Origin of the sequence: Knoellia locipacati, from assembly GCF_007992835.1 — a bacterium.
GTDB classification, from domain to species: domain Bacteria; phylum Actinomycetota; class Actinomycetes; order Actinomycetales; family Dermatophilaceae; genus Knoellia; species Knoellia locipacati.
The window spans coordinates 176891-188571 of record NZ_BKBA01000002.1; the positions used below are offsets into that span (position 1 = coordinate 176891).

The following is an 11681-nucleotide window of genomic DNA, read 5'->3' on the forward strand; positions in this document are numbered from 1 at the left end:
CTCAGGCTCCGGCGAGGTCGTCGACGGCGACCTCGGACTCGGGACGCCGCTCGGGCGCGTCGGGGTCCGGCAGCGCGGGCGTCGGACCGGCGCCGGGGTCGACGTGACCCTGCGCTCGCGCGCCGGTGCGCGCCTCCTGCAGCGCCCAGAAGACGGCCTCCGGGGTGGCTGGGCTCGGGAGGTCGACGCTCGTGCCCGACGCCCCGAACGCCGCACAGGCCTGGCGCAGCGCCTCGCGCACCGACAGGGCCAGCATGAGGGGAGGCTCGCCGACGGCCTTCGAGCCGTAGACCGCGCCCTCCTCATGGGCCCGGGAGAGCAGGGTGACGTTGAGGACCTCGGGCAGGTCGGCGATGCTCGGGAGCTTGTAGGTGCTCGCCGAGGCCGTCGCCAGTCGGCCGCGGCCCGCGCCGTCACCCGTGTCCCACCGCAGGTCCTCGAGGGTGAGCCAGCCGGCCCCCTGGACGAAGCCTCCCTCGATCTGGCCGACGTCGACGAGGGGCGAGAGGCTGTCCCCGACGTCGTGGACGATGTCGACCCGAAGCGTGCGGTGGGCGCCGGTGAAGGCATCGACCTCTACCTCGGTCGCGGCGACCCCGTGCGCGAAGTACTTGAACGGGCTGCCCTGCATGACGCTCGAGTCCCAGTGCAGGCCCTCGGTCCGGTAGTAGCCGGCGGCGAAGAGCTGCGTGCGCGCGAAGTAGGCCGTGTGCACGAGCTCGGCCCAGGAGAGCGTCTCGTCCGTGCCCTCCGCCACGACGACGCCGTCGACGACGCGTACGGCCGCGGCCGGCACCTGCAGCCGCTCCCCCGCCACCTGGGCCAGCCGGTCGAGGATCTGCTCGCACGCATCCTTGACCGCTCCGCCGTTGAGGTCGGCCCCTGACGAGGCCGCGGTGGCCGACGTGTTGGGCACCTTGTCCGTGCGGGTCGGCGCGAGCCGCACGAGCTGCAGGGGGACCCCCAGCGTCGTCGCCGCGACCTGCAGCATCTTCGTGTGCAGCCCCTGGCCCATCTCGGTGCCGCCGTGAGTGACGAGGACGGACCCGTCCTTGTAGACGTGCACGAGGGCACCGGCCTGGTTGAAGGCGGTGAGGTTGAAGGAGATCCCGAACTTCACCGGCGTCACGGCGATCGCCCGCCTCGCGTGCTCGTGGGTGGAGTTGAACTCCGCGACCTCGGCACGGCGACGGTCGAGGTCACCGTCCGTGGCCACCTGGTCCCAGGCCCGGCGCACCCGGTCGGCCTGTGTGATGACCTGGCCGTAGGGCGTGGTCTGTCCGTCGACGTAGAAGTTGCGCCGGCGCAGCTCGTGCGGCTCGATGCCGAGCAGGGGTGCGCAGCGGCCGAGGACGTCCTCGATGACGAGCATCCCCTGGGGTCCACCGAACCCGCGGAAGGCGGTCTGCGACGTCTTGTGGGTCCGGGCCACCCGGCCGGTCAGGCGGACGTCGGGGATCCAGTAGGCGTTGTCGACGTGGCACAGCGCCCGCGCGAGCACCGGCTCGGAGAGGTCCAGGCTCCACCCGCCGTCGGAGGTGAGCGTCGCCTCGAGCGCCAGGAGGTGGCCCTCGTCGTCGAAGCCGACGCGCCACCTGGCGTGGAAGCCGTGCCGCTTCCCCGTCATCGTGAGGTCGTGGGTCCGGTTGAGCCGCAGCCGGACCGGACGCCCGGTGAGCCGCGCACCGAGGGCGGCGACGGCGGCATACGCGTGCGGCTGCATCTCCTTGCCACCGAAGCCGCCGCCCATGCGCAGGCACTGGACGGTGACCTCGTGGCTCTGCAGGCCGAGCACGTGAGCGACGATCTCCTGCGTCTCGGTCGGGTGCTGGGTGCTGCTCTCGACGAAGACGCGGCCGTCGTCCTCCACGCGCGCCAGGGCGGCGTTCGTCTCGAGGTAGAAGTGCTCCTGGCCCGCCATCTCGGTCTCGCCGTGGAAGACGTGCGCCGCCCGCTCGAGCGCGGACGGTGCGTCGCCGCGCTGCACGGTGGGCTGGGCGCCCTGGAAGCTCTCTGCCGCGATCGCCTCGGCGAGGGTGAGGGTCGACGGCAGGGCGTCGTAGTCGACCTCGACGGCGAGGGCGCCGCGGCGGGCAGCCTCGGCCGTCTCGCCGAGGACCCAGCAGACCGCCTGTCCGTGGAAGCACACCTCGCTCGGGAAGAGCGGCTCGTCGCCCTTGATCCCGCCGTCGTTGGTGCCGGGCACGTCCTGCGCCGTGAGCACCCGGACGACGCCCGGCACCTCGAGCGCCGGTGCGACGCGCAGGTCGGTCACGAGGGCGTGCGCGTGCGGCGCCTGGACCGGCCACGCGTGCAGCACGTCCTTGGTGCGAGGGTGCAGGTCGTCGGTGTAGAGGGCCCGCCCCGTGACGTGCAGGTCGGCGGACTCGTGCCGCAGGGCCCGGCCGACGACGGCGTCGTCGGGCCGTTGCGAGAGCCGGCTCACGGCTGCTCCTTCGACGCTCGCGGCTGCTCGGCATACAGGCGGAGGAGGGACTGGCCGAGCATCGCGCTGCGGTAGGCGGCACTCGCGCGGTGGTCCGTCAGCGGCGTGCCCTCGGCCGCGAGGACGCCGGCGACCTCCTCGACGGTCTCGCGGGTCCAGGGCCGGTCGACGAGGGCCGACTCGGTGCGCAGCGCCCGGACCGGCGTGGGAGCCACGCCACCGAGACCGATCCGCGCCCGCGTCACGGTGCCGTCGACGACGTCGAGCGCGTGGGCGAGCGCCACGCTGGAGATGTCGTCGACCCGGCGCTTGGCGACCTTGTGGAACGCGGTGGTCCCGGCCAGGGGCAGCGGGATCCGGACCTCGCGGATGAGCTCCCCCGGACGCCGGACGCTCTCGCGGTACCCCGTGAAGTAGTCGGCGAGGTCGACCACCCGTTCACCCTCCGAGGACGCGAGGACGAGCGCCGCGTCGAGAGCGAGCAGGACGGGCGCGGCGTCGCCGATCGGTGAGGCGGTGCCGAGGTTGCCGCCGAGAGTGGCACCGTTGCGGATGAGCGGTGAGGCGAACTGCGGGAAGAGCTGCGCCAGCAGTGGCACACGACCGGCCAGGCCACGCTCGACCTCGGTGAGGGTGAGGCCCGCACCGATCCGGACCTCGTCGTCGCCGACCTCGAGGTCCCGCAGCTCGGACAGCCGGTCGACGGCGACGAGGAGCCGCGGCCGTGCGCCCCTGAGGTTGACCTCCACGCCGACATCGGTCGAACCGGCGAGCAGGAGCGCGTCAGGCCGCTCGGCGAGCAGCACCAACGCCTCGGCCAGGTCGACCGGCCGCACGAGCTCGGCACCGTCCCCGAGGAGCCGGGTGTGCCGGGCCGGCGTGGGCCGTGCCCGGCGACGCTGCGCGAGCGGGTCGGACTCATCCGGCTCACCCAGGGCGTAGGCGGCGTCACGGATCGGCCGGTAGCCCGTGCACCGGCAGAGGTTGCCCGAGACCGCGTGCAGCTCGAAACCGTTGGGCCCGCACGGTCCTGCGTGCTCACCGGTCCCTTCCTCGGCGTGGCCGGCGCGCTCCCCGCGGCCGGCGCGGTAGAACTCCGCCGCCATCGCGCATACGAACCCGGGCGTGCAGTAGCCGCACTGCGAGCCGCCACGGTCGGCCAGCTCGCGCTGCACCGGGTGGAGCTGCTCCGGTGTGCCGAGCCCCTCCGCCGTGACGACCTCCTGGCCGTCGAGGGCGCCGACCGGCACGAGGCACGAGTTCACGGCGACCCACTCGGTGCTCGTGCCCCCGTCACCTGACGGCCGGGCGACGAGTACGGCGCACGCGCCGCACTCACCCTCGGCGCACCCCTCCTTGGACCCGGTGAGGCCGCGGTCGCGCAGCCAGTCGAGGGTCGTCGTGTGCGGCGTCGTGGTGTCGCCCAGCGGCACCGGCGTGCCGTTGACGGTGAGGAAGGCCGCCCCGGCCTCCGTGGGCGCCGTGGTCGTCATGATCGCCGATCCTAACCACGGCTCCTGCGCGCACCGGGGCAAGCGCAGCCCCTCCTGCGCCGTCAGCGCCGCAGGTGCCCGGCCAGCAGGACGTCGCGCGTCACCTCGAGCTGACCGAGGTGCTGTGCGAGCTCCTCGTAGACGTGCAGGAGCACGTCGCCCTGTGTGGCGTATGCCGTGCCGTCCCGTCCCACGGGCGGGCTCACCGGAGCGGCCGCCGGGTCGCAGGCCCGCACGTCCTCGTGCAACCGGGCCCGGCCGAGCTCGAGCAGCGCGAGCGCCTCGTCGGCCGTGCCCGTCGCCGTGAACTCCGCGTCGCGGTCGCGAGGGACGACGATGCCCCGGTTGACCGTGCGACCCCACCGGCCCATCACCCCCACGACGTGGGACACGAGGACGAACGCCGAGTTCGACCCCTCGAGGGACGGGACCGAGGCGTTGACGAGACGGTCGCCCAGCTCGCGCACGACGACGGCATACGCGTCGAGGGCCTCGTCGCAGAAGGTGAGGTAGGAGTCCGGTGTGATCACGCTCAGGAGTCTTTCAGGTGGAGCACTCCCCACACGGCGGTCCGGCAGACCACAATGGCGACGACCCCGTCACGGCAAAGGAGCCAGTACCCATGGGCAGTGCAGAGTCCAACCTCGCCTCGAACCTCGTCCGCACCGCCACCTCGATGCCCGAGCGGCCGGCGATCAAGATGGGTGGGCAGGACATCAGCTACGAGCAGCTGCACGGCCTCGCCGCGAAGCTCGCAGGGTCGTTGCGCGCCAGCGGGATCGAGCCCGGTGACCGGGTCGCCCTCATCCTGCCCAACGTGCCGGCCTTCCCCGTCGCGTTCTTCGCCACGCTCCTCGCCGGTGGCGTCGTCGTCCCGATGAACCCGCTGCTCAAGGCGGGCGAGATCGACTTCTTCTTCACCAACTCCGGCGCCAAGGTCGCCTTCGTCTGGCCGGACTTCGTCGACGAGGCCACCAAGGGTGCCGTCACCTCCGGGACGACCATCGTCGAGTGCGGCCCGATGGGTCCCGTCGAGGGCGTCCTCACCGACGGGGACCCGATCGCCGAGCCGACCGAGCGCGAGGGCGACGACACCGCGATCATCCTCTACACGTCCGGCACGACGGGCCGCCCCAAGGGCGCCGAGCTGACCCACGACAACATCAACCTCAACGCGATGCGCTGCGCCGAGGTCATTCAGGAGATCACCCCCGACGACGTCATCATGGGCTGCCTCCCGCTCTTCCACGTCTTCGGGCTCGTCGTCGGGCTCAACGCCGCCGTCCGCGTCGGAGCCTCGCTGGCGCTCATCCCCCGCTTCGACCCGGCCGCCGCGATCAAGGTCATCGGCGACGAGAAGGTCACGGTGATGCAGGGCGTGCCGACGATGTATGCCGCGATCCTCAACCACCCGGACTCCGACTCGCTCGACGCGTCCTCGCTGCGGACCTGCGCCTCGGGTGGGTCGGCGATGCCGCTCGAGGTCATGAAGGCCTTCGAGGAGAAGTTCGGCTGCGTCATCCTCGAGGGCTACGGCCTGTCCGAGACCTCGCCGGTGGCGTCGTTCAACCTGCCCGGGCGCGAGCGCAAGCCCGGCACCATCGGCCTGGCCATCCCCGGGTGCGAGATGCGCGTCGTCGACCTCGACGGCACCGAGGTCGCGCACGGCGAGGTCGGCGAGATCGCGATCCGCGGCGACAACGTCATGAAGGGCTACTGGGGCAACCCCGAGGCGACGGCCGAGGCGATCCCCGACGGCTGGTTCCGCACCGGCGACCTCGCCACGCAGGACGACGAGGGCTACTTCACCATCGTCGACCGCAAGAAGGACATGATCCTGCGCGGCGGCATGAACGTGTACCCACGCGAGGTCGAGGAGGTCATCTACCAGCACCCCGACGTCCTCGAGGTCGCCGTCGTGGCCGTCCCGGACGACCTCCTCGGCGAGCAGGTCGGCGCCGGTGTGGCGCTGCGCGAGGGTTCGACGGCGACGCCCGAGGACATCATCGCGTTCACCAAGGAGCGGATCGCGGCCTACAAGTACCCCCGGTCGGTCTGGCTGCTCGACGAGCTCCCCAAGGGTCCGACGGGCAAGATCCTCCGTCGCGAGGTCAAGGCTCCGACGGCGCCGTGAGCCGGGGCACGAGGGGCGTCGCGGCGGTGTGCGCAGCGTTGTGGCTGCTGCCCGTCGTGGGCTTCTTCGTGCAGAGCATCGCGGCCTGGACCGCGGACCCGAACGACATCGCCGCGGACCCGCACGGCTACGTCGGGCTGTTCGGTCTCGTCCTCGCCGTCCCTGCGCTCGCGTTCGGTGCCTGCGCGGTGGTGGCGCTCGTCAAGCTCGCCCGGCGTCGTCCCGGCGCCGGCGAGTGGCTCCTCGTCGTCGGCATCCTCGCGGGGGCCGCCACGCTGATGACGGCGCCGGGGCTGGTCCTTGGCATCGTGCAGCCGAGTCCGGGCACTCCCGGCGTCGACACCACCCGCTCCTCGCTCGTGCTCGTCGGCGGGACCCTCGCCGTCGTGGCCCTCGCCGTCGCCACCATCGTCGTGGCGCTGCGGGTCAGGCGCGCGGAGCGGCCGCTTCCACCTCGGGTGCCGGTGTGGCCACCCGTCGCGCCGGGGCGTTGATCACCGCGGCGGCCGTGAGGACGATGACGAAGCCGACGACCTCCCAGACCCCGAGGTTCTCCCCGAGGACGAGCACGCCGAGCAGCACCGAGACGATCGGGATGAGATAGGTGATCGTCGAGCCGACCACCGGGCCGGCGCCGCGCACGACGTCGAACTGGAGGATGTAGGCCGCGCCCGTCCCGACGATGCCGAGCGCGAGGATGCACAGCAGCGGCAGCCAGGCCCAGCCGCCGCCGTCGCTGCCGGCCTCGATCGCCGAGGTCCCCAGACGTGCGCGGTCGTAGGCCCAGACCGACGAGACCCCGCCTGGCTGGAACGCCCCCCACACGAGGGCGACGGGGAGCATGAGCAGGCACCCCATGAGCAGCGTCGCGGCCGGCTGGCTCAGCCCACCGAGGTCGGCGCGGGCGAGGAAGCGGCGGTTGTAGGTCCAGCCGATGCCGTAGCAGACCCCACCGGCCAGGGCCATGCCGAAGCCGACGAGGTCGGGCCGGGCCGAGGTCCAGGGCTGCATGATCGTCACGACGCCGACGAAGCCCACGACGACCGCGACGACCTTCGACCGCGTCGCGCGCGCACCCGGCAGGAAGGCCATCGTGGCGAGCACGGTCGCGATCGGCGTCGTGGCGTTGCCGATGCCGGCGAGGGCCGAGCTGACCCGCGTCTCGGACAGCGCGAAGAGCGTGAAGGGGATCGTGCCGAGGAGGAGTCCGGTGACGACGAGGTGTCCCCAGACCCACCGCTCCCGCGGCAGCGAGCCGCCGCGCATCCACAGCAGGGTGAGGATGGTCGCGGCACCCGTGACGAGGCGCAGCGCGGCGATCTGCACCGCCGAGAGCGACTCGAGCCCGACCTTCATGAGGAGGAAGCTCGAGCCCCAGATGAGGACGAGGGCGAGGTACTTCGCCTGCCACGGGACCCTGGGTACGGGTGACATCAGTCCTGCTCCTTCTCGGTGAGCTCTCGCGCGGTCGCGACGGCCACCCGTTGAACGTCGACGGCACCTCTCGGTGTGAGTGCGGGCAGCCCGCAGGTCGGCGTGACGGTGACGTCCGCGAGCGCCGAGGTGGGCAGTCCGACGCGGCCGAACCCCTCGGTGACGCGTGCCGTGGCCAGCCGGACGGCGTCCGCGGACGAGCCCGGCGCAGTGGTCGGCACGACCCCGGCCCAGAGACGGGTCCCGGACTCGACGGCGGCGGCGATCGACTCCCAGCGCTGCGGTGACGCGTCGGTGAGGTCGAGCGCGAGGGCGGTGACCCCGGTCGTGGCGAGCAGGTCCACGGGGGCGGACGGGTGGCACGAGTGCAGGACGACGTCACCGTCGTGCGCCTCACGGACCTCCCGTATGCCGCGTGCCACCTCCGCGCGGTCGACCGCGCGGAGGCGGCCATAGCCGGAGGCGGTGGGCAGCTCGCCACGGAGCACGGACAGCACCGACGGCTCGTCGAGCTGGACCGTGATGACGGCACCGGGCACGAGGCGCTGGACCTCGGCGACGTGCTGGCGGACCCCCTCGGCGAGGGAGGCGACGAGGTCGCGCCTCGCCCCCTCGTCGGTGACGGACCGCTCGCCGCGGTTGAGCTCGATCGACGCCGCGAGCGTCCACGGCCCGGCGACCTGGATCTTGAGCGGGCCGGCATACCCGTCGTAGGCCTCCGCCAGCTCGTCGAGGTCCTGGCGCCAGAACGACCGCGCGCGGGACTGGTCGCGCCCCGGGCGGTCGGTGAAGCGCCAGCCGGAGGGCTGGAGGTCGACCGCGAGGTCGGCGAGCAGGGCGGCGGACCGGCCGATGATGTCGGCGCCGGGTCCGCGTGAGGGCAGCTCGGGCAGGTAGGGCAGGCCGAGGCCGTCGGCGTCGGTGAGCAGGTCGCGCACCGTGACCACGGCCTCGCGCGCCGACTCCCCCGGCCAGGAACCGACTCCGGATACGTGTGTCACGCGAGAACTCTCGCACCTGCGAAGTCGCGCACCGACCGTGGGACCTCGGCGGCGCCCGACGTCGGCGCGGGGTCGGGGTCGAGCGCCACGGTCCGCAGCTCGACGATCCCGTGCCAGGCCTGCGTGACCTCGTCGGGCGGGCTCGCGGTGCCGGTCCGCGTCTTGGCGAGGAATCGACCCGGAGTGATGGGCATCGACATGACGAGCGTCTTGGCCATCTCCTGACGGGTCATCGGCCGCACCTCGGCGCTGCGGCCCGGGAGGATCCGCTCCGACAGGGCGTCGAGAGCCTCGGCGCGCTCGTCGTCGGGCAGCGGGGTGAGCGAGCCGTGGACGACGGCCGAGCGGTAGTTCGCCGAGGAGTCGAAGGTCGTGTGCCCGACGACGAGCGCGTCGACGGCGACGACCGCGAGGGCCGCGGGCGCACCGGCCGCGACGTGGCGCAGGGCGCCCGCCCCGGTCGAGCCGTGGAGCAGGATGCGGTCGCCCTGCCGGGCGAAGAGCATGGGCACGACCCACGGCTCCCCGTCGACGACGGTGCTCAGCGTGCCCGCCAGGACGTCGTCGAGGATCGCGTCGAGGGTGGCGCGCTCGCTGCTGCCACGCTCCTTGTGCCGGTGCAGGGCCAGATCGGTCATGGGTCCATGATCGACCGCAAGTGGACCTCGATCCAGAACCACTATCGACCCAACTCCAGGACCAGTATTCTGGATCCCGTGCCTCGTTCACCCCGCCCGGTCGGCCTGCCGCTCACCCTCGACACCGGCGACCGGCCGCTGCGCCACCGGATCGCCGACGCGGTCGTCACCGAGCTGCGCGAGGGGCGCCTGCGCCCCGGTGACCCGCTCCCGTCGACGCGGGTCCTCGCCACCGAGCTCGAGGTCTCCCGCGGACCGGTCGTCGCGGCCTACGACGAGCTGGCGTCGGCCGGTTTCATCGAGACCCGCGCCGGGTCGGGAGCGGTGGTCGCGGAGGGGGCGGACCGCGCGGCCCGCGCTGGTGCGCTGTCGTCCGTCGAGCCGATGGCACCCTGCCCCACGGTGCCGGCAGCGCCCGCACGGCACGAGGTGCGCTTCGACCTCAGGCCGGGGCGACCCGACATCGGGTTCCTCGACCAGGCGGCCTGGCGGCGGGCGTGGCGGCACGCGGCCTCGATGGTCCCCACCAACGACCTCAGTTCCGGCCCGCCGCACACCCGCCTGCGCCAGGTGCTCGCCGACCACATCCGTCGCAGCCGGGGCATCGCCCTCGACCCGGACGACCTCCTCATCACGCCCGGCGTCAGCGCGACGGTGCAAGCCCTGCCCACCGCACTCGGACTGCACGGGCGCACCGTCGTCGTCGAGGATCCCGGCTACGTCGAGGCGTGGACGGCATTCTCGGACAACGGTTCTCGCGTACGTGCGCTGCCCGTCGACGACGACGGGCTCGACCCGGCCATGCTGCGCCGGACCGATGCAGCCGTCTACGTCACGCCCTCGCACCAGTACCCCCTCGGCGCCCGTATGCCCGTCGTCCGGCGCACCGCCCTGCTCGACTGGGCCCGGAGCACGGGTGCCGTGGTCATCGAGGACGACTACGACGGCGAGTTCCGCTACGACGTCTCACCGCTGCCGGCGCTGCGCTCGCTCGAGGGCGCCGACGACCACGTGCTCTACATGGGCACGGCCTCCAAGATCCTCGTCCCGACCCTGCGCGTCTCGTGGATCGCTCCCCCGCGCCACCTGCGCGACCGGATCCGCACCGAGCTCGACCGTCGCGGCCTGCTCGTCAACGAGATGACCGGTGAGGCGGTCGCCGAGTTCATCGCGAACGGCTCCCTCGCGGCGCACCACGCGCGAGCCGCACGGATGTATGCCGGCCGCCGTGCCCGGCTGGTCGCCGCCCTCGCCCGCCACCTCCCGGACCACCGCCTCAGCGGGGTCGACGCCGGGCTCCACCTCGTCCTGCTCCTCGGCGACGACGTCGACGACCACGAGGTCGCGATGTCCCTCCTGCGCCACGGGGTCTCGGTCAACCCCCTGTCCGCCTATGCCGTGGAGTCCGAGCGTCGTGGTCTCGTCATCGGGTATGCCGGCCTGCCCGAGTCGCGCGCCGACGTCGCCGTCCGCGCGCTGGCCCGAGGACTCACCTGAGGCGCAGGCGCAGCCGACCACCCGGCATACGCCGGCGTACGGCGTCAGAGGACGTCGTGGCCCGGGTGCGGCTCGGACGGGATGGTGCCGAGGCGTCCGGCCTGGAAGTCCTCGAACGCCTGCATGAGCTCGGCGCGGGTGTTCATGACGAACGGTCCGTAGGCCGCGACCGGCTCTCGGATCGGCCGTCCACCCATGATGTAGAGGTCCAGGGCGGGGCTGCGGCTCTCCTGGCTGTCGTCGGCGCCGACCTCGATGACGTCACCGGCACCGAGCACGGCGAGCTGGCCCATCCGCAGGGGGCGCCGGTCGGGCCCCACGGTGCCGCGCCCGTTGAGGACGTAGACGAGGGCATTGTGGCTCGGGTTCCACGGCAGCCGGACGCGGGCGCCGGGAGCCACGGTGGCGTGGACGATGCTGATGGGGGTGTGCGTGATGCCGGGTCCGGCGTGGCCGTCGAGCTCCCCGGCGATGACCCGCAGGAGCGCTCCGCCGTCGGGGCTCGAGAGCAGCGCCACCTCGCCACCACGGATGTCCTGGTAGCGGGGCGGGGACATCTTCATCGTGCTGGGGAGGTTGACCCAGAGCTGGAGGCCGTGGAAGAGGCCGCCACTCATGACGAGCGACTCGGGCGGGGTCTCGATGTGCAGCAGACCCGAGCCCGCGGTCATCCACTGGGTGTCGCCGTCGGTGATCTGTCCGCCACCACCGTTCGAGTCCCGGTGCACGAAGGTGCCGTCGATGATGTAGGTCACCGTCTCGAACCCACGGTGCGGGTGCCACGGGGTGCCCTTGGGCTCACCGGGTGCGTAGTCCACCTCACCCATCTGGTCCATGTGGATGAACGGGTCGAGGGCGGCGAGGTCGACGCCGGCGAAGGCGCGACGGACGGGGAAGCCCTCGCCCTCGAAGCCCTGGGGCGCCGTCGTCACGGAGCGGACGGGGCGGCTCACCGCGCTACTCACCGGCTCCTCGACGCGCGGCAGGGTGAGGACGTTGTCGACGGTCACAGCAGGCATGACGGGCTCCTTCGCTCGG

General features: G+C 72.9%; 10 protein-coding genes. 3 read left to right on the plus strand and 7 right to left on the minus strand.

Translation table 11 applies throughout. The features are described from left to right. Position 1 precedes the first annotated feature (1 nt). From xdhB to KLO01_RS01295, 3 genes are all read right to left on the minus strand, one after another. The gene (gene xdhB, locus KLO01_RS01285) at positions 2-2446 is read right to left on the minus strand and encodes a xanthine dehydrogenase molybdopterin binding subunit (protein ID WP_147061732.1); all 2445 of its coding nucleotides are present in this window, start codon (positions 2444-2446) and stop codon (positions 2-4) included. Beyond that, positions 2443-3939 carry a xanthine dehydrogenase small subunit gene (locus KLO01_RS01290; protein WP_147061733.1) on the minus strand — a complete coding sequence of 499 codons (1497 nt, stop codon included), beginning with the start codon at positions 3937-3939 and terminating at the stop codon, positions 2443-2445. Before KLO01_RS01290 ends, xdhB begins: the two co-directional genes overlap by 4 nt. Before the next feature lie 62 nt (positions 3940-4001). Next, complete coding sequence (locus KLO01_RS01295; protein ID WP_186827870.1) at positions 4002-4469, minus strand: DinB family protein; 468 nt, start codon at positions 4467-4469, stop codon at positions 4002-4004. 92 nt (positions 4470-4561) lie between these two features. Here KLO01_RS01295 and KLO01_RS01300 point away from each other — a divergent pair, with 92 nt between their 5' ends. Together KLO01_RS01300 and KLO01_RS01305 are read left to right on the plus strand one after the other, a co-directional pair. Then, positions 4562-6073, plus strand: a complete 1512-nt coding sequence (locus tag KLO01_RS01300; protein ID WP_147061735.1) for a long-chain-fatty-acid--CoA ligase — start codon at positions 4562-4564, stop codon at positions 6071-6073. Further along, the gene (locus tag KLO01_RS01305; RefSeq protein WP_147061736.1) at positions 6070-6567 is read left to right on the plus strand and encodes a hypothetical protein; all 498 of its coding nucleotides are present in this window, start codon (positions 6070-6072) and stop codon (positions 6565-6567) included. The genes KLO01_RS01300 and KLO01_RS01305 overlap by 4 nt, the downstream gene beginning before the upstream one ends. Here KLO01_RS01305 and KLO01_RS01310 read toward each other — a convergent pair. The 3 genes from KLO01_RS01310 to KLO01_RS01320 are packed head-to-tail and all read right to left on the minus strand — an operon-like array spanning position 6500 to position 9146. After that, positions 6500-7507, minus strand: a complete 1008-nt coding sequence (locus tag KLO01_RS01310) for a DMT family transporter (protein WP_147061737.1) — start codon at positions 7505-7507, stop codon at positions 6500-6502. The genes KLO01_RS01305 and KLO01_RS01310 overlap by 68 nt on opposite strands. Beyond that, positions 7507-8508, minus strand: coding sequence for a uroporphyrinogen decarboxylase/cobalamine-independent methonine synthase family protein (locus KLO01_RS01315; RefSeq protein ID WP_147061738.1), 1002 nt, complete (start codon positions 8506-8508; stop codon positions 7507-7509). Before KLO01_RS01315 ends, KLO01_RS01310 begins: the two co-directional genes overlap by 1 nt. Next, entirely contained in the window at positions 8505-9146 is a 642-nt protein-coding gene (locus KLO01_RS01320) for a pyridoxamine 5'-phosphate oxidase family protein (RefSeq protein WP_147061739.1), read from the minus strand. Before KLO01_RS01320 ends, KLO01_RS01315 begins: the two co-directional genes overlap by 4 nt. Positions 9147-9224: 78 nt before the next feature. Between KLO01_RS01320 and pdxR the strand changes: the two genes are divergently transcribed. After that, positions 9225-10643 (plus strand): MocR-like pyridoxine biosynthesis transcription factor PdxR, encoded by a 1419-nt coding sequence (gene pdxR, locus KLO01_RS01325; RefSeq protein ID WP_222611904.1) that lies wholly within the window; start codon positions 9225-9227, stop codon positions 10641-10643. 44 nt (positions 10644-10687) lie between these two features. Here the strand turns inward: pdxR and KLO01_RS01330 are convergent, their stop codons facing one another. Next, a complete protein-coding gene (locus tag KLO01_RS01330; RefSeq protein WP_147061741.1) occupies positions 10688-11662 on the minus strand; it encodes a pirin family protein in 975 nt (324 codons plus the stop codon). Positions 11663-11681: the final 19 nt, after the last annotated feature.